The organism is Candidatus Polarisedimenticolaceae bacterium (assembly GCA_036376135.1).
In the GTDB taxonomy this organism is placed as follows: Bacteria; Acidobacteriota; Polarisedimenticolia; order Polarisedimenticolales; family DASRJG01; genus DASVAW01.
The window spans coordinates 43,849-69,085 of the sequence record DASVAW010000057.1 but is presented as its reverse complement, the minus strand read 5'-3'; the positions used below and the strand labels follow the sequence as shown (position 1 = coordinate 69,085).

At 71.0% G+C, this 25,237-nt stretch carries 22 protein-coding genes; 9 read left to right on the top strand and 13 right to left on the bottom strand.

Annotated elements, in window-relative coordinates; translation table 11 throughout:
- From VF139_05540 to VF139_05500, 9 genes are all read right to left on the bottom strand, one after another.
- Positions 1 to 1,749 (bottom strand): hypothetical protein (locus VF139_05540; protein ID HEX6850853.1); only part of this gene is annotated, 1,749 nt, incomplete at its 3' end.
- Positions 1,750 to 1,974: 225 nt separating this feature from the next.
- Positions 1,975 to 4,368: an apolipoprotein N-acyltransferase gene (gene lnt, locus VF139_05535; protein HEX6850852.1), complete on the bottom strand. Its 2,394-nt coding sequence runs from the start codon at positions 4,366 to 4,368 to the stop codon at positions 1,975 to 1,977.
- Between the two features lie 64 nt (positions 4,369 to 4,432).
- On the bottom strand, positions 4,433 to 4,750 hold the full coding sequence (locus tag VF139_05530; GenBank protein HEX6850851.1) for a hypothetical protein: 318 nt from the start codon (positions 4,748 to 4,750) through the stop codon (positions 4,433 to 4,435).
- Positions 4,743 to 5,297, bottom strand: coding sequence for an RNA polymerase sigma factor (locus tag VF139_05525; protein HEX6850850.1), 555 nt, complete (start codon positions 5,295 to 5,297; stop codon positions 4,743 to 4,745). The genes VF139_05530 and VF139_05525 overlap by 8 nt, the downstream gene beginning before the upstream one ends.
- The gene (locus tag VF139_05520) at positions 5,294 to 6,088 is read right to left on the bottom strand and encodes a hypothetical protein (protein HEX6850849.1); all 795 of its coding nucleotides are present in this window, start codon (positions 6,086 to 6,088) and stop codon (positions 5,294 to 5,296) included. Before VF139_05520 ends, VF139_05525 begins: the two co-directional genes overlap by 4 nt.
- Positions 6,089 to 6,137: 49 nt before the next feature.
- Positions 6,138 to 6,716, bottom strand: a complete 579-nt coding sequence (locus VF139_05515) for an outer membrane beta-barrel protein (GenBank protein HEX6850848.1) — start codon at positions 6,714 to 6,716, stop codon at positions 6,138 to 6,140.
- A gap of 31 nt (positions 6,717 to 6,747) precedes the next feature.
- On the bottom strand, positions 6,748 to 8,004 hold the full coding sequence (locus VF139_05510; GenBank protein ID HEX6850847.1) for an RNA polymerase sigma factor: 1,257 nt from the start codon (positions 8,002 to 8,004) through the stop codon (positions 6,748 to 6,750).
- Positions 8,005 to 8,029: 25 nt separating this feature from the next.
- Complete coding sequence (locus tag VF139_05505; protein ID HEX6850846.1) at positions 8,030 to 8,446, bottom strand: YciI family protein; 417 nt, start codon at positions 8,444 to 8,446, stop codon at positions 8,030 to 8,032.
- 15 nt (positions 8,447 to 8,461) lie between these two features.
- Positions 8,462 to 8,854 (bottom strand): DoxX family protein, encoded by a 393-nt coding sequence (locus VF139_05500; GenBank protein ID HEX6850845.1) that lies wholly within the window; start codon positions 8,852 to 8,854, stop codon positions 8,462 to 8,464.
- A gap of 186 nt (positions 8,855 to 9,040) precedes the next feature.
- On the opposite strand from VF139_05500, the gene VF139_05495 reads away from it, so the two are divergent.
- A complete protein-coding gene (locus tag VF139_05495) occupies positions 9,041 to 11,419 on the top strand; it encodes a protein kinase (protein HEX6850844.1) in 2,379 nt (792 codons plus the stop codon).
- Here the strand turns inward: VF139_05495 and VF139_05490 are convergent.
- Genes VF139_05490 through VF139_05480 form a run of 3 tightly spaced genes read right to left on the bottom strand, consistent with a single transcriptional unit; the run spans position 11,416 to position 12,730 of the window.
- Positions 11,416 to 11,754, bottom strand: coding sequence for a DUF190 domain-containing protein (locus VF139_05490; protein HEX6850843.1), 339 nt, complete (start codon positions 11,752 to 11,754; stop codon positions 11,416 to 11,418). The genes VF139_05495 and VF139_05490 overlap by 4 nt on opposite strands.
- Positions 11,754 to 12,137: a fluoride efflux transporter CrcB gene (crcB, locus tag VF139_05485; GenBank protein ID HEX6850842.1), complete on the bottom strand. Its 384-nt coding sequence runs from the start codon at positions 12,135 to 12,137 to the stop codon at positions 11,754 to 11,756. Before crcB ends, VF139_05490 begins: the two co-directional genes overlap by 1 nt.
- Positions 12,137 to 12,730: an isochorismatase family protein gene (locus tag VF139_05480; protein HEX6850841.1), complete on the bottom strand. Its 594-nt coding sequence runs from the start codon at positions 12,728 to 12,730 to the stop codon at positions 12,137 to 12,139. Before VF139_05480 ends, crcB begins: the two co-directional genes overlap by 1 nt.
- 47 nt (positions 12,731 to 12,777) lie before the next feature.
- Between VF139_05480 and VF139_05475 the strand changes: the two genes are divergently transcribed.
- The 4 genes from VF139_05475 (at position 12,778) to VF139_05460 (ending at position 17,595) form a co-directional block, all read left to right on the top strand.
- Entirely contained in the window at positions 12,778 to 14,085 is a 1,308-nt protein-coding gene (locus tag VF139_05475) for an aminotransferase class V-fold PLP-dependent enzyme (GenBank protein HEX6850840.1), read from the top strand.
- A gap of 89 nt (positions 14,086 to 14,174) precedes the next feature.
- Positions 14,175 to 15,575: a hypothetical protein gene (locus VF139_05470; GenBank protein HEX6850839.1), complete on the top strand. Its 1,401-nt coding sequence runs from the start codon at positions 14,175 to 14,177 to the stop codon at positions 15,573 to 15,575.
- Positions 15,572 to 15,964: a cyclic nucleotide-binding domain-containing protein gene (locus tag VF139_05465; protein HEX6850838.1), complete on the top strand. Its 393-nt coding sequence runs from the start codon at positions 15,572 to 15,574 to the stop codon at positions 15,962 to 15,964. Before VF139_05470 ends, VF139_05465 begins: the two co-directional genes overlap by 4 nt.
- A 2-nt stretch (positions 15,965 to 15,966) precedes the next feature.
- Entirely contained in the window at positions 15,967 to 17,595 is a 1,629-nt protein-coding gene (locus tag VF139_05460) for an FAD-dependent oxidoreductase (GenBank protein HEX6850837.1), read from the top strand.
- Here the strand turns inward: VF139_05460 and VF139_05455 are convergent.
- Positions 17,556 to 19,022, bottom strand: a complete 1,467-nt coding sequence (locus VF139_05455; GenBank protein ID HEX6850836.1) for an SDR family oxidoreductase — start codon at positions 19,020 to 19,022, stop codon at positions 17,556 to 17,558. The two genes, VF139_05460 and VF139_05455, sit on opposite strands and share 40 nt — an antisense overlap.
- 79 nt (positions 19,023 to 19,101) lie before the next feature.
- Between VF139_05455 and VF139_05450 the strand changes: the two genes are divergently transcribed.
- From VF139_05450 to VF139_05435, 4 genes are all read left to right on the top strand, one after another.
- Complete coding sequence (locus VF139_05450; GenBank protein HEX6850835.1) at positions 19,102 to 20,694, top strand: AMP-binding protein; 1,593 nt, start codon at positions 19,102 to 19,104, stop codon at positions 20,692 to 20,694.
- 1 nt (position 20,695) lies between these two features.
- Positions 20,696 to 20,917, top strand: coding sequence for a hypothetical protein (locus tag VF139_05445; protein HEX6850834.1), 222 nt, complete (start codon positions 20,696 to 20,698; stop codon positions 20,915 to 20,917).
- A gap of 188 nt (positions 20,918 to 21,105) precedes the next feature.
- Positions 21,106 to 23,817: a chemotaxis protein CheB gene (locus tag VF139_05440; GenBank protein HEX6850833.1), complete on the top strand. Its 2,712-nt coding sequence runs from the start codon at positions 21,106 to 21,108 to the stop codon at positions 23,815 to 23,817.
- Complete coding sequence (locus VF139_05435) at positions 23,780 to 25,228, top strand: histidine kinase (GenBank protein HEX6850832.1); 1,449 nt, start codon at positions 23,780 to 23,782, stop codon at positions 25,226 to 25,228. Before VF139_05440 ends, VF139_05435 begins: the two co-directional genes overlap by 38 nt.
- Positions 25,229 to 25,237: the final 9 nt, after the last annotated feature.

Genomic DNA, 25,237 nt, shown 5'->3' with positions numbered 1-25,237 from the left:
CTGGGTCGGATTCGGACAGAACCCGGGGGCCGGGTCCGCCGGGCCGCCCGGGTTCTGGCAGAACGGCTCGGTCGGGGGCGGGATGTTCGACGGCGGCTGCGGGGCCGGCGTCCCTTCGACGCAGCGGCACGACTGGCCGTTGCTGCAGACCCCCTTGAACCCGGAGGGGCAACTGACGTTGCACGAGAGGCCGCACGCGCCGCAGTTGTACGGGTCCGTGTTGAGGTTGACGCAGGCGTTGTCGCAGGCGTCCTTGCGCCCGCCTTCCCCGGTGCACGGCGAACACACGCCGTTCGAGCAGGTGCTGTCCTCGGGGCAGACGTTTCCGCAGGCGCCGCAGTTGCCGGGGTCGTTCTGCAGGTCGTAACAGAGCCCGTCGCAGAAGGTGCGCCCGGCCTCGCAGGCCGAGAAGGCCTCGCAGACGCCGTTGCTGCAGCAGGTCCCTTCGCCGCAGACGTTGCCGCACGCGCCGCAGTTGTCGTTGTCGTTCAGCACGTCCAGGCAGATCCCGTCGCAGAACGCCTGCCCGGCGTCACAGGACGTCTCGCCCACGCACGTCCCGCCGCTGCAGCACGTCCCGTCGCCGCAGGCGTTCCCGCAGGATCCGCAGTTCGCGGGATCGTTCTGCGGATCGATGCAGGCGCCGTTGCACCAGATCTGACCGGGCGCGCACAGGGAGGTACAGGCCCCGTTCGAGCAGCAGGTCCCCTCGCCACAGACGTTTCCGCACGCGCCGCAGTTGTTCGGGTCGGTGAGGAAGTCGACGCACTCCTCCCCGCAGCGCAGCTTGTGGTCGGTCGCGGGATCCCCCGGGCAGCATCCGGGCGGATAGGCCTCGGTGACGACCGTCACGGGCTGCGTCGAGTTGTTCGCCAGCGTCTCCGAGAAGGCGCCGGGAACCGCGGAGCTCGTGACGCGGAAGACCTCCTTCGGCGGGCTGAAGAAGGTCACGAGGCTGGAGGTCAGCGACGCCGACGAGACGGTGATGTCGTTGGAGTAGAGCGAGCGGCCGGGGACGGAGAACGGACCGCGGGAGACGCAGGTCCCCTCGTTGGCGGGATTGCATTCGGCGTTGGTCGAGCACGCCTTCCGCTGATTACACGAGGCGCCGCGCACCTTGTAATACAGGGCGCCCGTCGAGGTGATCCGGTCGGTGTAGGTCGTCGCGGTGGTGGACCCGATCTCGTTGGCCGGCTGGTCGATCGCGACCCGGCTCGAGGATCGGTAGACGGTGAAGGGCCCGGTGCCCCCGGTCCAGCTGAGCACGACCTCGTCGGCGGTCGCCCCCTTCGAGATCGTCAGCCTCGCGCCGTCGTCGACGCACGAGGTGCTGCACACGCTCGTGATCGGATCGGGGCCCGCCGTCTTCAGAAAGCAGATGTCGTTCGCGCAGTTGTTGCCGGTGTAGGAGTAGACGGTCTGGTTGGTCGTCCAGGTCCACTTGGCGCCGACGCCGCCGGTCGACCCGGCCGCGGCGCTCGAGGTGAATCCGCCGGGGCCCGCGGACTTCCAGGAGAAGTCGAACGCATTCCCGACGGCCTTGTTCGTCACCACGTTCTCGACCTTCACGGGAAAGGTCGAGAGCACGTTGAGGTCGCACTGGCTTTCGGAACCGTTGGTGCTCTGAGCGTCGAGGTCGACGGTCTTGGTCGCCGCCGTCGCGACGGTCGGCGCTGCGGCCGACAGGACCGCGGCTGCAGCGAGCGTTGCGACACGTAGTCCCCACTGATGGCGATAATCCCGAGACATGTCCTTCTCCCCTCTCTCTACGCGACGGGCCGAGTGCTGGGCGATCGCCGTGTGGCGCAACGACCGCTCACGGCAAAAGTACCCACATCTTGCACTTTTGGTTGGGTAAGATCTTGTGATTTACCGAAATAAATCACAGCGAGCCGTCAATTCCTAAAGCGCCACCTGCCGACAATGGCGCGCAAGCCTGCGCCCGGCTGAACCGCCCGGGCGGGCTCGGACCGATCACTCCCTCCGCAGGTCCCGCAGTGTCGCGTGGACGCGCTTCATTCCCGCGAGCGTCTGTCGCACGTCGTCGAGGCGGCCCTCCCGCAACGCGAGTCGTCCGACCATGAAATGGAGGTCGAGCTTGCTCGGGTCGGCGCGTCGCCCCTGCTCGAAGGCCTCGAGCGCCCCCGCTTCGTCCCCGCGGGCGAGTCGGATCCGTCCCAGCTCGCCCCACGCCGTCGCGGCATCCGGCCGTTCCGCGACCACGCGCTGGAGGATCTCCTCGGCCTCGGCGGGCCGCCCGGTCAAGCGAAGCGTCCGAGCCAGCTGCGCGCGGAGCTCGGGATCGGCGGGAGCGAGCGACACCGCCTCGCGGTAGGCCTCCTTCGCGCCGTCCACGTCGTCGTCCTTCAGCAGGAGCGCACCGAGAGCGCCGAACCGCTCGGCGGAGGGTCGTGCCGCCAGCGACGCACGGTAGTCCTCCTCCGCCTCCCGCGGCCGGCCGAGAAGGTCGAGGAAGAACGCCCGCTGCGCCCTCGCCTCGGGAGCCAGGTCCGGGAAACGGGCCGCTACGACGACGAAGAAGTCGACCGCGTCCTCCAGACGCTGCGAACGGAGGAACGCCTCGCGGAACATCGGCATCGCCCCGCGGCAGCTCTCCTGGTCTGCGCAGGCCGCGAGGAGGTCGGGAAGCGCCTTCCCCGGGGTGCGTCGCTGCACCGCCTGCTTCGCCCGCTCGAGCGATGCCGCGGCCCCCGCGGCGTCGGACGCGGCCGGGAATCGCTCGCATCCGGTCGTCGCGACGAGCGCCAGGACGACCGTCGCGGCGACGGCGGCTCCCTTGCGCCGGCGCGCGATCGGAATCGCGAACAAAACGACCGTCGCGAGGATGCATCCCTTGGCGAACGCGTCGCGGCTGCTCGCGTACGCCGTCGGGCCGGAGCCGGAGATCGAGACCCGCTCGGTCAGGGACCCCGCCTCGAGGATCGTCCCTCCCTTCGGGCCGCGCAGGATCCGGCGGATCCGGCCGGCGCCGTCGATGAAGGCGGAGATCCCGGTGTTCCCGAGCCTCACGTAGGCGAGCCGGTTCTCGATCGCGCGGATCATGCAGATCCGGAGGAGCTGCTCCTGCACGGGGCCGCCGAGGTCTCCTTCGCTCGTGATGTTCACGAGGAAGTCCGCCCCCTTCCGGGCCGCCTCGGCGGGGACGGGAGCGGCCGTGTTCTCGGAGCACAGGAGCACCGCGAACCGCGCGTCCCCCCCCGACCACCGGAGCGGGAAGATCTCGACCTCGTTCCCGGGGACGGCCCTCGGAACCGCCCCCCAGGCGATGCGGATCAGCCGGCGCAGCATCCGGTGGACCGGAGGGGCCCAGCGCTCGAAGACCGCGTCGAGCGGGACGTATTCGGTGAACGGGAAGAGCGCCTGCTTGTGGTACTCGCCGAGGATGGCGCCGCGATCGTCGACGAGGACGGCGGCGTTGCGTTTTTTCCCGGGAAGGTCCTTCGGCCAGGTCATGGCGCCCAGGAGGATGGGCGCCTTCTTGCGGGAGGCCAGCCATGCGAGATCGTCGAGATAGAGCCCTTCGCGGCGCACGTTGTCGAGCACCGCGTTCTCCGGGAGCACGATGAGGTCCGCCGAGCCGGGCGGCACCCATTCCTCGATCTGCATCACCTGCTCGAGATGATCGACGAGCGCCGCGCCGGGCTTGTGGCCCGTGTTGGCCTGGATGATCGAGATGCGCGGTCCCGGCGATTCCTTCACCGCCGGCAGGCGGATCGCCGAGTAGGCGACGAGGATCGCGAGGCCGCCGGCGATGGACGCCGCGGAGACGACGTTGCGTCGCGAGAGCGCCGCGCGGACCGACCCGGCGTCGCGCGCCGCGAAGTAGGCATCGGCCAGCCACCCGTTCACCGCCGCGAGGAGGAACGACACCCCGTACACCCCGGTGACGTCGGCGATCTGCACGAGGAGCGGGAACGGGGCCTGCGAGTATCCGAGGAGGTAGAGGTCGAAATCGCCCGGCGTGAGCGCCACGCGAAGCCACTCGATGCCGATCCAGACCAGGGGCACCGTGAGCGCGCGAGGGAGCGCCGTCCTCGCGTGCAGCCGCTTGAGGACCGACGCGAACGGGTACCACGGCACGGACATGAACAGCCCCATCACGAACGGCACGAACCAGCCGTATTTCCCGGTGCTGGGGTACAGCGCCGCCCAGGCGATCCAGGCCGCGAAGACGTAGTACCCCGCGAAGACGCGGGGCTGCCGGTCGTCGGTGTAGAGGACGATCCACGGCACGAGGGCGACGTACGGGAGGAAGGCGAGCGCGGGAAAGCGCGCGTAGAGGCCGAGCAGGGCGACGGAGAGCAGGGCGAGCCCCAGCCGCTTCAGAAACGTGGTGACGCGCTCCAAGATCCCCTCCCCCGAAACGAACGCCTGAGTCTAGGCAGGCTCCGGGGGAGCGTCAAACGCGGCGCTACTCGCGCGTCACCGCCAGCCACACGGCGACGGGCGCCAACACGCATGCCGCGGCGCCCGCGAGAAGCAGCGGCGCTCCCCAGGAAACGCCGAGCCCCGCCCACGCCCCGGTCGCGCCCAGCACGACGAGCCCGAAGGCGAGGACGAGCGCGGGGACGATCCACTGCACGCGGGTCACCGTGCGCACCGCGGCGGCCTCGGCTTCCCGTTTCGCGCGCAGCTGCATCCGCCACCACATGAGCCCCGCGCTCGGGACACGCGCGTCGCGCGCCGCCGCTCGGAAGGCCTCGGCGACGGGGTCGCGTTCGTCAGCCACGGTCGCCCCCCAGAAGCCCCGCGAGCTTCTTCTTCGCCCGGGAGAGCAGCGACCTCACGTTCGCCGCACGGACGCCGAGGACCTCGGCGATCTCCTCGTGCGAAGCCCCCTCGGCATAGGCGAGCCACAACATCTCGCGCTGCGCGGGTTTGAGCTGCGCCATGGCGCGGTCGAGGTCGGTCGCGCTCTCGATCCGCTGCGCCGGCCTCGCATCCGCGGGGAGCCCCTCGTCCTCCAGCAGCTCGAGGTGAACGGCTCCTCCCCGCTGGCGCGCGCGGTCGCGCGCGAGGTTGGTCGCGATGCGGTAGAGGTAGTTCTTCCGGTGCGCGTCGCTCTCGAGAGCCGCGCCCGCGCGGTAGAACCGGTAGAACGCCTCCTGCAACAGGTCGTCGGCGGCGCGTGGATCGCCGGTCACCTTCGCGAGGTAAGCCCACACCGGGCGGGAGGTGCGGTCGTAGAAGACCCGGAAGGTGGTTTCGTCCATGGCGGGGACGGCCTCGCCCGCGGCCGCGAGCGGCGCGTCGAGCACGAGGATCTTCGCCTTCACGCCCGGGCGTCCGGGGCGCCGGCGACCCCCAGCCGGCGCGAGAGGAACCAGGAGACCGCGCTGGAGAGCACGAAGCCGACGCCGATCGCGATCACGAAGGTCCCGACGGCGGCGATCGGGATCGCGGCGTTTCCGGCGAGCTTCGACGCCACGAGGCGAAGCCCCACTCCCCCCGCGGTCAGCACGATCCCGATCTGCACGGCGCCGAGGATACGCCCGAACGGGGACGCAGCGGGCGCGGGGCCGTCGGCGACGGGGATCGGCGTCGCCTCGAGGAAGCGGCGTCCCGCGGGGGACTGGATGTAGGCGAGCAGCTCCTCGCTCCCGGCGAAGCGGTCGAGCAGCTTGTTGTGCGCCTCCGTCTGCACCCGCACGAGCTGGGCCCAGCGACGCTGCGCCACCAGGGTCTTGATCAGCCAGGCGAGGACCCCCACCACCACGATCAGGACGAACAGGGCCGACAAGCCTCCGAGGACGTCCATCGTCATCCGCTCCCCCGCTCCCGCGCGGTGCCCCTCGAAGGGCATCGAGACGTCCTCGAGGTAGAACTGCGGCTGCCGGAACACCTCGGGATGCGCCTGGAGGTACGTCGAGAGCTCCGGGTACGGCGCGAGATACGCGGCGTTCTGCATCAGCGCCGGATCGAGCTTGAGGACCTGGCCGAGCTCCGGGGGGTACTGCAGCAGCAGGTGCGTGAGCTCGAGGCGGACCTGGTGGCGGTTCGGGGGGTCCCCGGGGGCGGCGAGGGCCGCGCCGGAGGTGAGGAGCAGGGCGAGGGCGAGAAGCTTCATGGGGTGTCGTCTCCGGACGGTATTACGGCGGGAAGAGCACGATGTCGCGTCACCCGCCCCGAAACACCCACGTCACCCCGACGCCGAGGTCCCATGCGTCGTACCGTCGCCCCGTGCGCCGGTCGTTCACCCCGTATGCGTCGTCGAGCTCGCTCGCGCCGTACTGCAGGCGCGGCACGACGCGCACGTTGCGCCAGACCGGAAACTCGTACCCGACCGCCGCCTTCCAGCCCCAGCCGCTCCCCTCGAGCGCCGACGGAGCGTTGTTGTTGTATTCGACCCGTCCGAAGCCGATCCGGAACAGCGGCCGGTAGCGACCCGTCGGGACGACGTCCGCCACCACGAGCACGTTCGAGACGCTCTCCCCCTTGGAGGGATCGTTCGCGTCGTAGGCGTCGAGCGTCCAACCGCCCAGCTCCAGCCCGACGCGCAGCAAGTCGGCAACGCGGACCTGCCCCCGGAAGGTGATCGCGAGCGCGTGCTTGGAGACGGCGTCGTTCTGGTCGGAGCGAAGGTCGAGCGATCCGTAGCCCACGTCCATGCCGAGGAACCAGCGGGGAGTGTCCGCCGGCGCCCGGGCGAACGAAGGCAATGCGCCGAGCAGGAGGATCCCGATCGGGAATCGCATCGCCGCGCGCCTTTCCGGGGCCGGTCGAGGCTCAGGGTACTCCGCCGCACGCCGCCGCGCGCGCCGACAGCAGCTCCCTCTCGCGGGCGTTGCGTGTCATCTCCGCGGCCCGCCGGAACTCGGCGCGCGCTTCCTCGAGCCGTCCGAGCTTCTCGAGGAGATCCCCGCGCACGCTGGGGAGGAGGTGGTATCCCGCGAGCGCCGGCTCCGAGCGCAGGGCGTCGACGAGGGCCAGCCCTTCCGCGGGGCCGAATGCCATCGCCACCGCGACGGCGCGGTTGAGCTCGACGACCGGCGACGGCGTCACGCGGCACAGCGCGTCGTAAAGGATCGCGATCCTCGTCCAGTCGGTCTCGGCCGCGGTGCGCGCCCGGGCGTGGCAGGCGGCGATCGCCGCCTGCAGCGCGTACGGCCCGAGCCCCCCGCCCAGGCGCTGCGCGCGCTCGAGTCCCTCGAGCCCGCGCCGGATCAGCAGCGGATCCCACAACGTCCGGTTCTGGTCGAGCAGGAGGATCGGCGCGCCGTCGGCATCGACCCGCGCGGCGGCCCGGGAGGCCTGGATCTCCATCAGCGCGACGAGGCCGTGGACCTCGGGCTCGCCGGGAGCGAGCTCCGCCAGGACGCGCCCGAGACGCATCGCCTCGTCGCACAGCGCCGGGCGCATCCAATCGTCTCCCGCGGTCGCCGCGTAGCCCTCGTTGAACACGAGGTAGATGACCTCGAGGACCGACGCGAGACGCGCCTCGCGCTCGGCCCCCCGCGGGATCTCGAACGGCACCTTCGCCTCGGCGAGGCTCCGCTTCGCCCGGACGATGCGCTGCGCCACCGTCGCCTCGGGGACCAGGAACGCGCGCGCGATCTCGTCGGTCGCGAGCCCGCACAGCAGGCGAAGGGTCAGCGCCACCCGCGCCTCGGCCGACAGCACGGGGTGGCAGGCGATGAAGATCAGCCGCAGCAGGTCGTCGCCGATGTCGTCGTCCATCGCCTCGACCGGATCGCTCTCCCGGGACTCGCCCTCGCGCCCGAGCTCCCGGTGCTTGCGATCGAGGAGCTTGTCCCGTCGCAGCTCGTCGATCGCGCGACGCTTGGCCGTGGCCATCAGCCACGCGCCGGGGTTGTCCGGGATCCCCGATTCCGGCCAGGCCTTGAGGGCGGCGACGAGCGCGTCCTGCGCGAGGTCCTCGGCGCGACCGACGTCGCGAACGATCCGCGCGAGGCCGGCGATGAGCCGGGCCGACTCGATCTTCCAGACCGCGTCGATCGCGCGATGGATCTCGGGGGCCGTCACGACCCCCGATTAGACCATCAACCGCTCACTTCGGCCGCGTCCGCTGCATCTCCTCGAACCCCGCCGCGGCCTTCTGGACGTCCTCGGGGAAATCGGACATCTCCTGCACCTGGCGGATCTCGAGGATCTCGTTCTCCGACGCGGGGCAACGCTTGGCCCACTCGATCGCCTCCTCGCGCGAGGAGACCTGGATCATCCAGTACCCGCCGAGGACCTCCTTCGCCTCGGCGAAGGGGCCGTCGGTGACCTTGGGTTTCCCGCCGGGGAAGCTCACCCGCGCCCCCATCGAGGGAGGATGCAGGCCGTCGAGGGCGAGCAGCACCCCCGCCTTCTGGAGCTCCTCGTTGTAACGCATCATCGCGGCGACGCCCTCGGCGTCGGGCATCGTCCCCGGCTCCGCCGATTCGTACCCCTTCGGGATCATGAGCATCATGAATCGCATCGTCGTGTCTCCTTCTCAGGAACGGCGCAGCGGGACGAGCGCCCGCAGGCGCTCCTCCCGCAGGAAGATCCCTCCCCACAACAAGGCGCCCACGTACACGGGGAAGAGGGTGTGGGTCAAGAGCGGATCGCCGACGCGCAGGTGGGTGGCGACGGCCCCGCCGAGATAACCGGTCAGGAGGATCGCCCCCAGGACCGAGGTCCACGGGGCGAGGTAGGCCGCGAGGCACAGCCCCTCGAGCAGGCCGAGCGCGGGCCCACTCGCCTCGGGGTAGCCGAGCCTCGCGAACGACTCCCGGACGGGAGGGATGTCCGCGAGCTTGATCCCGACGTCGAACGCCAGGAAAAGAGCCGGAATCGCGGTCACGATCGTTCCGGCAACGGAACGTTTCGGGGTCGGTGGGGCCATTCGGTCGTGCTCCTTTCGTGAGGTCGACGAACGGGCGGGTGGCCAATCGACGCCGGCGCCCGGATTTCCACCGGATCCGACCGGGCCGGGTCGCGAGCGCGAGTGATCGAGGCGTGCGATCTGCGCGGCCGTCGTGCTCGCGCGCCGGTATCGTTTCATCGGGCAGTCCCCGACACGGGGGTTGGCATGCCTGGAACGACCGAACGGACGACCTCGGTCGAGCGCGGACCGGCTCGACTCGGCCACTACCGGCTCCTCGAGACGGTCGGCGCAGGGGGGATGGGGGTCGTCTTCCGCGCGTGGGACGAACACCTCGAGCGGCAGGTGGCCGTCAAGGTGCTCCCGCCCGGGACCCTCGCCGACGATCGCGCCCGGGCCCGTTTTCGGGATGAGGCGCGGGCGCTCTCGCGCCTCGACCACCCGAACATCGCCACCGCGCACGACTTCGACACCGTGGACGGAAGGGACTTCCTGGTCATGGAGTTCGTGGCCGGCCCGGCCCTCGACGAGATCGCACGCGGCGCGCCCGTACCGGAAAAGCGCGTCCTCGAGTGGGGCATCCAGCTGGCCGACGGTCTCGCGGCCGCGCACGCCCACGGCGTGATCCACCGCGACCTGAAGCCGGCGAACCTCAAGCTGACCCCCGACGGACGGCTGAAGATCCTGGATTTCGGCCTGGCGAGGCTCCGCCGCCAGGAACAAGAGCCCGACGCGGGGGAGACGGCCACGAGGACGGCCGCCGTCGCCGGCACCCTTCCCTACATGGCGCCCGAGCAGCTGCGAGACGGCCCGCTCGACGGACGCACGGACGTCTACGCCGCGGGCGCGGTGATGTACGAGCTCGCGACCGGCCGCCGACTGCACGGCACCCTCGAAGGTCCGCCGCTCATCGCCGCGATCCTCGACGAGGACCCGACGCCCGCGCGCGCGCTTCGTCCGTCGATCTCCTCCGGACTGGAGCGCGTGCTCCGGCGGGCCGTGCAGAGGGCGCCGTCGGCACGTTACCCCGGAGCCGCCGAGCTCGGCGCCGACCTGCGGCGCGTCGCGGAGGGTCGTTCGCCGGTCGCCGCGCCACCGCGCCGAACTCGGGTGCGCTGGGCCGTCGGCGGCGCGTGCGTCGTGCTCGCCGGCGCCGCCGCGCTCGTGGCGTTCGACGTCGGCGGCCTGCGGGAGCGCCTTCTCGCCGGAGCCCCGCGCATCACCTCGATCGCGGTGCTGCCGCTCGAGAACCTGTCCGGGGATCCCGGGCAGGAGTACTTCGCCGACGGCATGACGGAATCGCTGATCACGGACCTCGGCAAGGCCGGCGCGCTGCGCATCGTGGCTCGCCCCTCGGTGATGCGGTTCAAGGGCTCGGAACTTCCGCTCGCGGAGATCGCCGGGCGCCTGAACGTGGACGCGCTCGTGGTGGGTGCGGTGACGGTCCGGGAGGGGCGGGTCGCGGTCACGGCCCAGCTGATCGACACCGCGGCGGATCGGCAGCTCTGGTCCGAGCGCTACGAGCGGGAGCTGCGGGACGTGTTGCGGCTCCAGGGGGAGATCGCGTTCGCGATCGCCCAGAGGGTGAGCGCGGCGGCGACCTCGGGTGAGTCCGCGCTCTTCCTCACGTCGCGAACGGTGAACCCGGCGGCCTACGAACGTTACCTCGGCGCGCGGTTCCGTCTCGCGCGCTTCACCGAGCGGGACACCCTGGAGGCGCGGGACGCCCTGGAGGCGGCGCTGGCGCTCGACCCGGAGTTCGCCGAGGCCCACGCCGCCCTCTCGTACGCCTACTTCCTGATCGGGCAGCCGATGGGGCTGATGCCCGCGGGAGAGGCGATGCGCCGGAGCCGAGCCGCCGCGTCGCGCGCGGTCGAGCTCGACGACCGCCTGGCGGAGGCCCACACGATGTTGGGCTTCATCCAGCAGATCCACGATTACGATTGGGCGGCCGCCGAGGCCTCCCACCGGCGCGCGCTTTCGTTGAATCCGAGCTACGCATACGGCCACAGCGCCTACGCCTACCTGCTCTCCTGGCTCGGTCGCCACGACGAGGCGATCGCGCTCGCCGACCGGGCCGTGATGCTCGACCCGCTGTCGTCGATCGTCCGCGCCCATCGCGCCGAGAACCTCGTGGACGCGCGCCGGTACGACGAGGCGATCGCGGCGTGCCGCGCGATCCTCGAGGTGGACCCCGCTTTCGAGCGCGCGCACGTCGTGCTGAAATTCGCGTACGAAGGGCTGGGACGGTTCGAGGACGCCGTCGCCGAGACCGAACACCTCTCCTCGATCGGCCCCCACGAGCGTCCGTCCCTCCGCCGCGCGTTCGAGGAGGGAGGGGCGCGCGGGTACTGGCGTTGGCACATGAGGCGGAGGGCCCCGGACGGGCCGGGTTTCGTCGGTTACGCCACGGCCGCCCGGTTTGCCGCGGCTGCGGGCGAAACGTCCCTGGCGCTCGACTGGGCGGAGAAGGCGTACGAAGCGCACGACGGCGAGCTCGCCGGGATCCGGGTGGACGCCCTCTACGACGGCCTTCGCGACGAACCGCGGTTCCGGGCGCTGCTGCGAAGGATGCGATTCCCCTAGCCGCTCCGGTGCCGATACGTCACGACCCGCACCTCCTCGAGGGTGATCATCCCCTCGGACACCATCGTGTCGAGGAGCGGAAGGAACGCACGGATCGCCTCCTCCCGGTCGACGATCTCGATCACGATCGGCAGGTCCTCGGACAGGCGCAGGATCTTGGCGGTGTGGATCCTCGAGCTCGCCCCGAACCCCATCGGGCCGCGGAGCACCGTCGCCCCGGCGAGGCCGCGCCCGCGGGCGGCGAGCACGATCGCCTCGTACAGCGGTCGATGTTCGAAGCGGTCCGACTCGCCGACGAAGATCCGCAGGAGCGTTCCTTCCCCTTCGAGCTTCATCACCACCTCACGGCCCGGACCAGCTCCTCGCCCGCCCAGGCGGCCAGAAGGCACAGGACCACCGAAAGGACCACGTTCGCGACGGCGGCGCCGACCTCCCCCTCCCGCAGCAGCGCGAGGGTCTGGAGGCTGAACGACGAGAAGGTCGTGAACCCGCCGAGGATCCCGATCATCAGGAACTGCCGCACGTCGGGGGAGACGACCCATCTCGAGTCGGGCCCGGTCGCGGCGTAGATCACCCCGATCGCGAACGAGCCGAGGACGTTCACGGCGAGGGTGCCGACCGGAAACGTCTCGCCGTACCGTTGCGCGATCCAGCCGTTCAGGGCGTAACGCGCGCCGGTCCCGAGGAAGCCGCCGAAGCACACCCAAAGGAAACGCATCAGACGATCTGCCCCTCGCGGAAGAGGCGATTCATCGCGCGAAACGCGTCGTGGTCCTTGCTGCGAGCCCACTCGAAGCCGACCGACTCGTGGTTGGTGATCCGGGCCCCGGCCCCGCGCATGCGCTCGAGGGCGTGCCGCACGTACTCCTCGCCGCGGCCGCTGACGCACTCCCAGCAGACGTGCACCGCGTTCCCCTCCCGCAGGAGCTCGAGGACCGTCTGCATCACGCAGATGTGCGCCTCGATCCCCGCGACGACGACCTGCCGCCGGTCGGCGGGCACTCCGGGAAGGACCTCGTCGAGCGCGCGCGCGAACGCCGGCTCGCCGCAGCAGCCGAAGGCCACCTTGGTCACGTGGCGCTTGGCGACCTCGAGGGCGTCGTAGGCGGCGCGCACGTCGGGGTGGGTCGGGCCGAGCCCCTCGGGATACTGCTCGGTCAGCACGACCGGTCGCCCGAAGATCCCGGCGAGCTTCATGAGACGGTTCGTCGCCGCGATCACCCGGTCGGGGCGGACCACCATCTCCATCAACTTGCCCTGGAGGTCGATCACCACCACGGCGCTCCGGTTCGGGTCGAGCAGCTCGCCCATGTTTCCTCCCGCGTCGTCCGCATGGTATCGCCTATGATCCGCAGGCCATGCCCACCCGCCGCGCATTCCTCGGAAGCCTGAGCTGGCCCGCCGTCTCCCTGGCGCTTCCCGCCTTCGACCCGAACGGGATGATGCGCGCCCTGGCCGCGATCGCGGGAGACGCGGGCTCCCGCCCGCCGGAGGAGATCGCCCGCGACGAGGCGTTCTGGTTCGAGGTGCGCCAGGCGTTCGACGTCGACCGCTCGATGATCAATCTGAACAACGGCGGGGTGTGCCCGTCCCCGCGAGCGGTCATGACCGCGCTCCACGCGAACCTCGACGCCGCGAACGCCCTGCCGGCCTACGTGATGTGGCAGCTGCAGGAGCCCCGGCGCGAGACCGCGCGCCAGGGGCTCGCGCGCCTTCTCGGCTGCGACCCCGAGGAGGTCGCGATCACCCGCAACGCGTCGGAGTCGCTCGAGACCGTGCAGCTCGGCCTCGACCTGAAGCGCGGCGACGAGGTCCTCGCGACGACGCAGGACTACCCGCGCATGCTCACGACCTTCCGGCAGCGCGAGCGGCGCGAGGGGATCGTCCTCGAGACGTTCCCGATCCCCGTCCCCTGCGAGGATCCGGCCGAGATCGTGCGGCGATACGAGGAGCGGATCGGACCGAACACCCGCGCGATCCTCGTCAGCCACGTGATCAACCTGACGGGACAGATCCTCCCCGTCCGCGAGTTGTGCGCGCTCGCGGCGAGACGCGGGATCGCGGCGATCGTCGACGGCGCCCATGCGTTCGCGCACCTCGCGTTCACGCGCGACGAGCTCGGCTGCGACAACTACTCGGCGAGCCTGCACAAGTGGCTGCTCGCCCCGATCGGGACCGGGCTTCTCTACGTGAAGCGGGAGCGGATCCGCGACGTGTGGCCGCTGATGGCGGCTCCGGCGGAGATGGACGCGAACATCCGGAAGTTCGAGGAGATCGGCACGCACCCGGCGGCGCCCGCGCTCGCGATCGCCGACGCCCTCGCCTTCCACGACGGGATCGGGCCGAAGGTCAAGCAGGCGCGCCTGCGCTACCTGCGCGACACGTGGGCGAAGCGCCTGCTCGCGGCGAGCGACCGGGTGCGCCTGCACACGAGCCTGAACCCCGCGTTCTCGAGCGGCCTGGGCTGCGTGCAGGTCGAGGGGATCGAGACGGCGGCGCTGGGCGAGCATCTCTGGACGAAGCACCGGATCTTCACCGTCGCCATCAAGCACGACGCGTTCGAAGGGCTGCGGATCAGCCCGAACCTGTACACCTCCCTCGACGAGCTCGATCGTTTCGGGGACGCGGTGGAGGCGGCGATTCGGACCGGTGCGGCGTCGGCTTGATGGCGCCGCGGCATACCCCCGCTTGACATTTCTTTGGGGGTCTCTCCCCCGTTTCGCCGCACAATTCCGGCCGGCTGCGAGGACTCGCCATGCGAGCTTCCGCCCGGCGAAGGCTGGTCGCCCAGTGGACGGCCGCCCTCGAGCATCGGCACGACGGTCCGGTTCTCGAGGACGGCGCGAGGGTCGCCGTGCTCGGCGGCGGCCCCGCCGGGTCCTTCTTCGCCTACTTCCTGAAGCAGATGGCCGCCACGATCGACCTCGACGTCGACGTGGAGATCTACGAACCGCGGTTCTTCTCCCAGAGCGGCCCCGCCGGGTGCAACCACTGCGGAGGGATCGTCTCCGAGTCCCTCGTTCAGCTCCTGGCCACCGAGGGGATCCGCCTCCCCCCCGGGGTGGTGCGCCGCGGCATCGATTCGTACGTCGTTCACACCGACGTGGGGAGCGTGCGCATCGACACGCCGATCCACGAGAAACGAATCGCCGCGTTGTACCGGGGAAACGGCCCGCGGACCTCGGAGCCTTCGTCGGTGGCCGGGCTCGACCGCCACCTCCAGGAGCTCGCGGCGGCGCGAGGCGCCAGGATCCGGCGGCAGCTGGTCGAGCGGATCGACTGGACGGGGGGGCGACCCGCCGTCGTGTGCCCCGACGGCACCCGCGACACCTACGACCTCGTGGCCTTCGCGGCGGGGGTCAACAGCCGGCTGGCGGAATCGATCGCCTCCGACCTCCCCGGGCTGCGCCTGCCCGGCAAGACCAAGACCTTCATCTGCGAGTTCCGCCTCGGCCGCGACGCCGTCGAGTCGTCCCTCGGCACGTCGATGCACGTGTTCCTCCTCGACCTCCCCCGCCTCGAGTTCGCGGCGATCATCCCGAAGGAGGAGTTCGTCACGTTGTGCCTGCTCGGCGACGACCTGGACGAGTCGCTGGTGCGGGCGTTCCTCGCGACCGACGAGGTCCGGAGCTGCTTTCCGGGCGGCGCGGTGCCGGGCCCCGTCTGCCACTGCTTTCCGCACATCAACGTCCGCCCCGCCGATCCGCCCTTCGCCGACCGCATCGTGTTCGTCGGGGACAGCGGCGTCGCCCGTCTCTACAAGGACGGCATCGGCTCGGCCTACCGCACCGCGAAGGCCGCCGCGCGCACGGCGGTGTTCCGCGGCGTCGGGGCCGCCGACTTCCGCGACCACTTCCTGCCGGCCTGTCGCGCCATCTCGGCGGACAACGCCCTCGGGCGCGTCGTCTTCGGCGTCACGACGGTGTTCCGACGCGTCCGGTTCGCCCGCCGCGCGATGCTGCGGATGACCGCGCGCGAGCAGCGCGACCCCTCCGGGGTCCGGCGCATGAGCGGCATCCTGTGGGACGTCTTCACGGGGAGCGCCCCGTACCGGGACGTCTTCGTGCGCAGCCTCGACCCGAGGTTCCTCGCCCCGCTCGCCGGGCACCTCGCCGCCTCCGTCGTGCCGCCGCGCGGCGCAGGGACGACGGCATGACGGGCGGCGCGCTCGGCCGGCTCTACGGCGACGGCGAGGCGATCGTCCGGCAGGGCGAGGTCGGCGATTGCATGTACGTCGTCCTGATGGGGACGGTCGAGGTCCTGAGGGAGGAGGGCGCGCGGACGGTGCGCATCGCCGAACTCGGCCCCGGCGAGATGTTCGGGGAGATGGCGCTGTGCGAGAAGCAGCCGCGATCGGCCACCGTCCGGGCGATCGGGGAGGTGCGCGCGTTGACGGTGGACAAGCGGACGTTCCTGCGGCGCGTCCAGGAGGACCCCTCCCTCGCCTTCAACGTGCTCAAGGCGTTGTCGTCGCGGATCCGCACGCTCGACATCGAGGTCGCTCGCCTTCGCGAGCGGCTTCGCGCCGCCGACCCGGAGTCCTGACGATGTTCGCGCCGTCGCCGTTCGAGAAGGTCCCGCCCTGCCAGTGCGGGTGCCCGAACGGCAACGACGTGCGCGGCTGGATCGCCGAGATCGCCCAGCGGCACAAGACCGGCGTCGACAAGGAGACCGCCTTCCGCCGTGCGTGGGAGCGGCTCACCGAGGCGAACCCGTTCCCCGCGACGATGGGGCGCATCTGCCCCCACCCCTGCGAGGCGTCGTGCAGCCGCGGCGACAAGGACGGGCCGGTGGCCATCCACGCGCTCGAGCGGTTCCTGGGCGACTGGGGGATGCGCGCCGGCCTCGCCCTCCGCCGCGAGCGCGACGCTCCCGAGCGCGAGTCGGTCGGCGTCGTCGGAGGAGGACCCGCCGGCCTGTCGTTCGCCTACCAGATGGCGCGCCGCGGCTACCGGGTGACGATCTACGAGGGCTCCCCGCGCCTCGGCGGCATGTTGTTCCACGGCATCCCGGAGCACCGCCTGCCGGAGCGGATCCTCGAAGCGGAGATCGCGCGCATCCTGGACCTCGGCGTCGAGGCGCGGCTGTCGACCGTGGTCGGCGCCGACGTCTCGCCGGGCGAGCTCCGCGCGCGGCACGCGGCGCTGTTCGTCGCGATCGGCGCGCGGACGGGGAGGCGGCTCGACGTCCCCGGCGAAGAAGGGCCCGGCGTCTTCGGCGGGATCGACTTCCTCGCGGCGCTGAACCGGGGCGACGCTCCGGACGTGGGAGCGCGGGTCGTCGTGGTCGGCGGCGGCAACACCGCGATCGACGCCGCACGTGCCGCGCGCCGGCTCGGGGCCCGGGTCACGGTGATGTACCGGCGCTCCCGGCGGGAGATGCCGGCGCTCCGGGAGGAGGTCGACGAGGCCGCCGCCGAGGGGGTCGAGATCCTCGAGCTCGCGGTGCCGATCCGGGTCGTCCGCGAGGAGGGCGTCGTGACCGGAGTCGAGGCGCAGCGCATGCGTCCCGGCGACGCCGACGAGTCCGGCCGCCGCCGGCCGATCCCGATCCCCGAAGCGGTCTTCGCCGTGGCGGCCGACACCGTCCTCGCCGCCGTCTCGCAGGAGCCCGACTGGAGCCGGCTCGACGCCCTCCGCCCCGACGGAGTCTTCGTCTCCGGCGAAGTGGACCGCGAGATCGCGACGGGCGTGTGGGCGGGGGGCGACGCACGGGGGCCCGGCATCGCGGGTGCCGCGATCGCGCAGGGCCGCGCCGCCGCCCGGGCCGCCCACCGTCGGCTGCGCGGGATCGAAGGCGAGCCCGCCGCCGAGTCCCGCCCCCGTCTGGACCCCGGCGCGGTGAAGCCCGAGTACTACCCCGAACGGCGGCCGGTGCGCCCCCCCGTCACGGACGTCCAGGCGCGGCTCGCCGACCCGGACCGTGAGGCGGTAGGGACGATCCACGAGGCGCAGTTCCTGTCGGAGGTCTCCCGCTGCTTCTCCTGCGGGCTGTGCTTCGGATGCCAGCACTGCTGGACCTACTGCAACGGCTTCGGATTCACGCGCGTCGCGGAGCCCGCACCGGGCACCTACTTCGCGATCGCCCTCGAGCGCTGCGAGTCGTGCGGCAAGTGCGTCGACCTCTGCCCGTGCGGCTATCTGTCGCCGGGCTCCGAGGCGCGACGGCCGATCTGACGGGCGAGCCCGCTGAAGATCGGGGCGTGGATCGGGTAGAGGGAATACCAGTACAGGAGCCCCGCAAGCCCTTTCGGCGCGAAGAAGGCCGTCTGCGTGAGGACGGACGCGTCCGCCCCGTGCGGCGACACCTTGAACTGCAGCCAGGCGCGCCCGGGCACCTTCATCTCCGCGCGCAGCCGCACCAGGTGATCGGGCTCGACGGCCTCGACGCGCCAGAAGTCCACCGCGTCGCCCACGCGAACCTCGTCGGGATCGCGTCGCCCGCGGCGAAGCCCCACGCCGCCGACGAGCCGGTCGGCCAGGCCCCTCAGCCGCCAGGCCCAGTCCCACGAGAGCCAGCCGACCTCTCCTCCGAGGCGCGAGAACGCGCGGAACACCGTACCGGGCGGGGCCGGAACGACGATCTGCCGCCGCTCGAGGAGCATCCCCTCGACGTCCCCGAGCACGACGGGCGTCACGTCCCCCTGGCTCGTCGCGAGCGCGTCGGCCCAGCGCGTCTCGACGTCCCCCGCCTCGAGCCGCCCGAGCGCGCGGCGCACCGCCTCCTCGTAATCCACCGGCTCGATCTCCGGGAACAGCCGGCGCGCCGCGTCGTCCCGCACGAGGACGTCGTTGCGCAGCCCCTCGACCAGCGGCCGCGCGATCGACGCCGGAACCGGCGTGACGAGGTGCACCCAGACGGAGGAGAGGCGCGGGGTGAGCACGGGGACCGGGACCAGCCAGCGGCGCAACCCGCGCACGCGCGCGTAGTCGGTGAGCATCTCGGCGTAGGTGCGGACGTCGCGCCCCCCGATCTCGAGGATGCGCCCCCACGCCTCGCGCCGCCCGAGGACGGCCGTCAGGTAATCGACGACGTTGCGGACGCCGATCGGCTGGATCCTGGTGTGGACCCACCTCGGGCACACCATCACGGGAACGCGCTCGACCAGGTAGCGGACCATCTCGAAGGAGAGACTCCCCGAGCCGACGATCACCCCGGCCCGGAACTCGGTCACCGGCACGCCCCCCTCGCGCAGCGCCTCTCCGGTCTGCTGCCTCGACCGCAGGTGGCGCGAGAGGTCCGCGTCGGGATCGCCGAGCGCGCCGAGGTAGACGACGAGCGCGACGCCGGCGGAGCGCGCGGCGGCGCCGAAGTTCCTCGCGGCGGCGAGGTCCCGCTCGTGGAAGTCCTCCCCCGCGGCCATGCTGTGGATCAGGTAGTAGGCGAAGCGGACCCCGCGCAGCGCCTCGACGAGGGTCCCGGGGCGAAGGACGTCGCCCTCGACGATCTCGACGCGGCGCGTCCAGGGCCTGCCGCCGAGTCGCGAGGGGTCGCGCGCGAGGCATCGCACCCGCCATCCCTCGTCGAGCAGCCTCGCGACGAGTCGTCCCCCGATGTAGCCGGTGGAGCCGGTGACGAGGACGAGTCCGCGGTCGTCGGGCACGCCGTCAGTCTAGTGCACCGCCCCGCGGTAGGGATTCACCCCATGGTGGTTCCCCCGTACCGGCAGGCATTAGTGGCCTATGGTTGTCTCCCAGGTCACGTTGCTGCATGAGTACCTCGAGCGGAGCGCCGAGCGGCACCCCGACAAGACGGCGCTCGTGTTCAGGGATCGGCGGCTCTCCTGGCGGGAGATCCACGCGATCGTCGGGCGCACCGCCAACGCGCTGCGCTCGCTGGGCGTGCGGCGCGGCGATCGCGTGGCGCTCTACCTCGACAATTCGGTCGAGATGGCGACGGCGGTTTACGGCGTGCTCGCGGCGGATGCGATCGTCGTGATCGTCAACGCCCAGACCAAGACCGACCGGCTGGCCTATCTCCTCGACGACTGTCGCGCGCGCGTGATGATCGCCGGGCCGCGGCTCGAGCGGTGGTACGCTCCGGCCCTCGAGGCCGCCCGTCACCTCGAGCACGCGCTCGTGGTGGACCCGGAGGCCGAGCGTGCGATCGGCTCGACCTCGATTCACGACTTCGCCGCCGCGCTCGCGTCGGCGTCCTGCGCGTGGCCGCCCGCCCGCAACGTCCCTCTCGATCTCGCCGCCGTCCTCTACACGTCGGGCTCCACGGGGATCCCCAAGGGCGTGATGCTCACGCACCACAACATGGTCTCCGCCTCCGAGTCGATCACCGCCTACCTGCGCAACGTGCCCGAGGACGTCGTCCTGAACGTGCTCCCGCTGTCCTTCGACTACGGCCTGTACCAGTGGCTCACGGTCTGCCAGTTCGGCGGCACGCTCGTGCTGGAATCCTCGTTCAACTACCCGGCCGCGACGATCCAGCGGATCGCGGACGAGAGGGTGACCGGACTGCCGCTCGTCCCCACGATCGCGTCCACGCTGCGCGCGTACGAGGCCAGGGGCGTGCGCCTTCCCGGAGTTCGATGGGTGACGAGCTCGGCCGCGGCCCTCTCGCCCGCGCACATCGAGACGCTCGCACGCCTGTGCCCCGAGGCGCGCATCTACTCCATGTACGGGCTCACCGAGTGCAAGCGCGTGTCCTACCTGCCCCCGGAACGCATCGCGGACAAGCCCACGAGCGTGGGCATCGCGATTCCCGGCACGGAGGCGTTCGTCGTCGCGCCCGACGGCAGGAAGGCCGCGCCCGGGGAGATCGGCGAGCTCGTGGTGCGCGGGCCGCACGTGATGCGCGGGTACTGGGAGAAGCCCGGGATCACGGCGGAGTGGCTCAAGCCCTCGCCGGACATCCCCAATGAGACGTGGCTTTGGACCGGCGACCTCTTCAAGACGGACGAGGAGGGTTTCCTGTACTTCATCGCCCGGAAGGACGACATCATCAAGACGCGGGGAGAGAAGGTCGCGCCGAAGGAAGTCGAGAACGTGCTGTACGCCCTCCCCGGGGTCCAGGACGCCGCGGTCGTCGGCCAGCCGGACGACCTTCTCGGGCTCGCGATCCGCGCGTTCGTCGTGCTCGCCGAGGGGACCTCCTACACCTCCGCGGACGTGATCCGGCACTGCGCCGAACGGCTGGAACCGTTCATGGTTCCGAAGTGGGTGACGTTCCTGTCGTCGGTCCCCAAGACCGCGTCGGGGAAGATCGCCAAACAACGCATCTGGGACCACGCCGCTCAGGCGAGAGTCGGCGGATCCGAGGACTGACGTGCCGATCGACCCGATCTGCGGCAGGACGGTGGACGAGTCGGTTTCCGTCCCGCCCGAGGGCGAGGAGGCGGCCTTCTGCTTCTGCGGCGAGCGCTGCCGGAGACTCTTCCTGTCGACGCTCGGGTCACCGCGGCGGGGACCCGCCCCATGTCCGACGCTTCACCACAAGACCGCCACGCACCTCGCTCCGCCGGACGTGAGGATGCGATCCCCCACGTGAGCGCGGGCGGAGCGCCCTCCGCGATGAGGGATTCACCCCATCGTCCGGGATCGCAGCCGACCACGACTACGACGGCTACACCCCCTCCTGGAAGCCGTAGCGAGTCCCCCTCCCGTAGCGGGAGTAGACTGCCCGGCGAAAGTCCCGAATCGCGGACGGCACGCGACGAACCGTGGGGCAACGACCGCATGAAGAAGAAACCTCCCGCGACGCGCAGACGGAAGAAGCCGGCCGCTCCCCCGCGCCCGAAGGCGTCGCCCCCCGCCGCAGCCCGCCCGTTCCCCATCGTCGGCGTCGGCGCCTCCGCCGGGGGGCTGGAAGCGCTGGAGCATTTCCTCTCGCACGTGCCGACGGGAAGCGGCATGGCATTCGTGATCGTCCAGCACCTGGACCCGACGCGGAAGGGCCTCATGCCCGAGCTGCTGCAGCGGGCCACCGGGATGAAAGTGATCCAGGTCCGAGATCGCACCCTGGTCCAGCCGAACCGGGTCTACGTCATCCCCCCGAACAAGGACATGTCCCTCCTGCACGGTGTCCTGCACCTGCTCGAGCCGGCGACTCCCCGCGGCCTGCGCCTTCCGATCGACTTCTTCCTCCGCTCCCTCGCGCAGGACCGCCAGGAGCACAGCATCGCCGTCATCCTCTCCGGGATGGGCTCCGACGGCACGCTGGGACTGCGAGCCATCAAGGAGAAGGCGGGGCTGGCTCTGGTCCAGGATCCGGCGACCGCCAAGTTCGACGGCATGCCGCGCAGCGCGATCGACGCGGGGGTGGCGGACATCGTGGCCCCCGTGGACGAGCTGCCCGGGAGGATCGCCGCCTACCTGACGCGTGCGCCCCTCGTCCACGCCGCCGAAGCGGGGCTCGGTGACCAGGCACAGAGCGCCCTCGACAAGGCGATCATCCTGCTGCGCGCCCACACCGGCCACGACTTCTCGCTCTACAAGAAGAACACCTTCCACCGGCGGATCGAGCGCCGGATGGGTATCCACCAGATCGACAGGATCGCGGCCTACGTCCGCTACCTCCAGGAGAACCCGCGCGAGCTGGACCTGCTGTTCAAGGAGCTGCTGATCGGGGTGACGAGTTTCTTCCGTGACGGCGCCGCCTGGGAGCAGCTGCGGACGAGCGTCCTCCCCACGCTCCTCGCCTCGCGGCCGTCCGGTCACGCGCTGCGGGCGTGGGTTCCCGGGTGCTCCACCGGGGAGGAGGCCTATTCCCTGGCCATGGTGTTCAAGGAAGCCATGGCCAAGGTCAAGCCGCCGAGGAAGTTCACACTGAGCGTCTTCGCGACCGACCTGGACAAGGACGCGATCGACAAGGCCCGCCACGGAGCCTATCCGGAGAACATCGCCGCCGACGTCTCGCAAACTCGGCTGAACCGGTTCTTCACCAAGGTCGAGGGCGGCTATCGCGTCGGCGCGGAGATCCGGGAGCTCGTCGTATTCGCCCCGCAGAGCGTCGTCATGGATCCGCCGTTCACGAAGCTCGACTTCCTGAGCTGCCGCAATCTGCTGATCTACCTCGCCCCGGAACTGCAGAAGAAGCTCATCCCGCTGTTCCACTACAGCCTCACCCCCGGCGGCATCCTGTTCCTCGGCAGCGCCGAGACGGTCGGCGGATTCACCGATCTGTTCACCTCCCTCGGCGGGAAGTCGAGGCTCTACCGGCGAGCCGAGTCCACCGCGCGGACCGAGCCTCTGGAGTTTCCCCTGACCTTCGCCCCCCCGGTGCCCGCCGGGACCGCCGCGCGCCGTGGAGGGACGCCGCCGCCGACTCTCCAGGGTCTGGCCGATCAGGTGATCCTGGATCAGTACGCCCCCCCCGCGGTGCTCGTCAACGACAAGGGCGACATCCTCTACATCAGCGGACGGACGGGGAAATACCTCGAGCCGGCGGCCGGCAAGGCCAACTGGAACATCTTCGTCATGGCCCGCGAGGGCCTGCGCCATGAGCTGACCCAGGCGTTCTACCGGGTGCTCCGGCAGAACGGTACCGTGGCGCTCAAGGCCCTCCGGTTCGCGATCCAGGCGGAGGAACACCTCGTCGACCTCACGGTCCGGCGCCTCGAGGAACCGGAGCCGCTGAAGGGGCTCGTGATGATCGTGTTCACCGACGTCGCCGCGAAGCCGGAGAGCCCGGCGACCCCGCGAGCCGGGAAACGCGGGACGCACTCGACCCACGTGGCCCGACTGGCGGCCCTGGAACGGAAGCACCAGCAGGTCTGCATGGAGCTGCAGACCACCCGGGAGGAGATGCAGACCTCGCAGGAGGAGCTCCGGTCCGCCAACGAGGAGATGCAGTCCGCCAACGAGGAGATGCAGTCCACGAACGAGGAGCTCACGACCTCCAAGGAGGAGATGCAGTCGCTCAATGAGGAGCTCCAGACGGTCAACGTCGAGCTGCAGGCCAAGGTCGACGAGTTGTCCCGGTCCAACAACGACATGAAGAACCTGCTCAACAGCACGGACATCGCGACGCTGTTCCTGGACAACGACCTCCAGGTGCGCCGGTTCACCCTCCAGGCGACGACCCTGATCAAGCTCATTCCCGGAGACGTGGGACGGCCCATCACCGACCTCGCCTCCGACGTCCTCTACCCGGAGTTGACCTCGGACGCGCGCGAGGTCTTGCGCAAGCTGGGATTCGCGGAGCGACCGGTCGAGACCCGAGACGGGCGGTGGTTCAACGTGCGGATCATGCCGTACCGGACTCTGGACGACCGCATCGACGGCGTGGTGATCACCTTCACGGACATCACGGTGGCCAAGACCCTGGAGGCACAACTCCGGGCGAGGCAGGCCGGCCTGGAGGAACACGTCGCCCGGCAGACCGCGGAGATCGAACGCAGAGGAACCCGGAATGGCGAAACGAACCCCGCGACGCCCCGCAAGAAGTAGCGGCGGCGGCAAGCCGGCGGCACGCAGCCTCGCCGACGATCCGGCGGAGCTTCGCCGCCGCGCCGAAGCGCGCCTGCGGGAGCGAAACGCCCACCGGACCTCCGACCCCGACCCGAACGCGCAGCGGATCTTCCACGAGCTCGAAGTGCACCAGATCGAGCTCGAGATGCAGAACGCCGAGCTGTTCCGCGTCCGGAACCAGCTCGAGGATGCGCTGGCGCGTTCCATCGACCTCTACGACTTCGCCCCCGTGGGATACCTCACGATCGCCGGCACGGGCGCGATCCTGGAGGCCAACCTCACGGGCGCCGCCCTGCTCGGCGTCGTGCGATCCCGGTTGATCCGGCGACGCCTGGACTCGTTCGTGGCTCCGGAGAACCGTTCCGACTTCGTCGCGTTCCTGAAGCGCGCCCTCGAGGCGTCCGACGAGACGACCTGGGAGGCGCAGGTGCGCAAGGAGGGGGGCGGGGGGTTCTGGGCGAGCTTCCGCGCGACGGCCGCGGCCGGCCCCGACGGCACGGGGACCTCGTGCCGGCTCGTGTTCGCCGACATCACCGCACGCAGGGAGGCCGCGGATACGCAGCGCCGCCTGGACGCCCTGGCCGCAACGAACGTCGGGCTGAAGCGGGAGATCGAGCGACGGCGAAAGGTCGAGAAGGCCCTGCAGGCCAGCGAGCGGCAGCTCGGCCGCCTGCTGGAACAGTCGCGACACCTGCAGCAGCAGTTGCGACACCTGTCCCACCAGATCCTCCACGCGCAGGAGGAGGAACGCAAGCGCATCAGCCGCGAGCTTCACGACGAGATCGCCCAGACCCTCGTCACGATCAACCTCCAGCTCGCGAACCTCGCCCGGCACGTGACCGCCGACCCTCGGACCCTGCGCCGCAAGATCGCCGAGACGCGGCGACGGGTCGAAGCTTCCGTGGAGATCGTCCGTCGGTTCGCCCGGGAGCTGCGACCGACCCTCCTGGACGACCTGGGGCTGATCCCCGCCCTTCACGCCTTCATGAAGGAGCTCTCGAAGCAGTACGGGCTGCGCACCCGCCTGACGGCCCCCGCGTCGACCGAACAGCTCGCCATCTCCCTGAGGACGGTCCTCTATCGCGTCGCGCACGAGGCGCTGACCAACGTCACCCGCCATGCGAACGCGAGCCGCGTGGACGTGACGATCCGGAAGACGGCGAAGCTCGTTTCGATGACGATCGCCGACGACGGGAAGTCGTTCCCGGCGAAACGCGTGACGCACTCGCCGAAGGGCACGCACCTCGGCCTGCTCGGCATGAAGGAACGCATGGAGATGGTCGGCGGCAGCCTGCGGATCGAATCGCTGCGCGGCAAGGGGACGACCATCCACGCCGAGGTCCCGACCGGACCGACGCCGGATGCGGCGAAGGACGCCGACCGCGGGTAGACTCGGCGC

Excerpts from the sequence above, each read along its gene's own strand:
- VF139_05460 (HEX6850837.1), top strand. The coding sequence starts at position 15,967 with ATGTTCGCGCCGTCGCCGTTCGAGAAGGTCCCGCCCTGCCAGTGCGGG.
- crcB (HEX6850842.1), bottom strand. The coding sequence starts at position 12,137 with ATGCGTTTCCTTTGGGTGTGCTTCGGCGGCTTCCTCGGGACCGGCGCG.
- VF139_05475 (HEX6850840.1), top strand. The coding sequence starts at position 12,778 with ATGCCCACCCGCCGCGCATTCCTCGGAAGCCTGAGCTGGCCCGCCGTC.
- VF139_05505 (HEX6850846.1), bottom strand. The coding sequence starts at position 8,446 with ATGCGATTCATGATGCTCATGATCCCGAAGGGGTACGAATCGGCGGAG.
- VF139_05495 (HEX6850844.1), top strand. The coding sequence starts at position 9,041 with ATGCCTGGAACGACCGAACGGACGACCTCGGTCGAGCGCGGACCGGCT.
- VF139_05490 (HEX6850843.1), bottom strand. The coding sequence starts at position 11,754 with ATGAAGCTCGAAGGGGAAGGAACGCTCCTGCGGATCTTCGTCGGCGAG.
- VF139_05515 (HEX6850848.1), bottom strand. The coding sequence starts at position 6,716 with ATGCGATTCCCGATCGGGATCCTCCTGCTCGGCGCATTGCCTTCGTTC.
- VF139_05470 (HEX6850839.1), top strand. The coding sequence starts at position 14,175 with ATGCGAGCTTCCGCCCGGCGAAGGCTGGTCGCCCAGTGGACGGCCGCC.
- VF139_05465 (HEX6850838.1), top strand. The coding sequence starts at position 15,572 with ATGACGGGCGGCGCGCTCGGCCGGCTCTACGGCGACGGCGAGGCGATC.
- VF139_05450 (HEX6850835.1), top strand. The coding sequence starts at position 19,102 with ATGGTTGTCTCCCAGGTCACGTTGCTGCATGAGTACCTCGAGCGGAGC.
- VF139_05435 (HEX6850832.1), top strand. The coding sequence starts at position 23,780 with ATGGCGAAACGAACCCCGCGACGCCCCGCAAGAAGTAGCGGCGGCGGC.
- VF139_05500 (HEX6850845.1), bottom strand. The coding sequence starts at position 8,854 with ATGGCCCCACCGACCCCGAAACGTTCCGTTGCCGGAACGATCGTGACC.
- VF139_05520 (HEX6850849.1), bottom strand. The coding sequence starts at position 6,088 with ATGAAGCTTCTCGCCCTCGCCCTGCTCCTCACCTCCGGCGCGGCCCTC.
- VF139_05440 (HEX6850833.1), top strand. The coding sequence starts at position 21,106 with ATGAAGAAGAAACCTCCCGCGACGCGCAGACGGAAGAAGCCGGCCGCT.
- VF139_05480 (HEX6850841.1), bottom strand. The coding sequence starts at position 12,730 with ATGGGCGAGCTGCTCGACCCGAACCGGAGCGCCGTGGTGGTGATCGAC.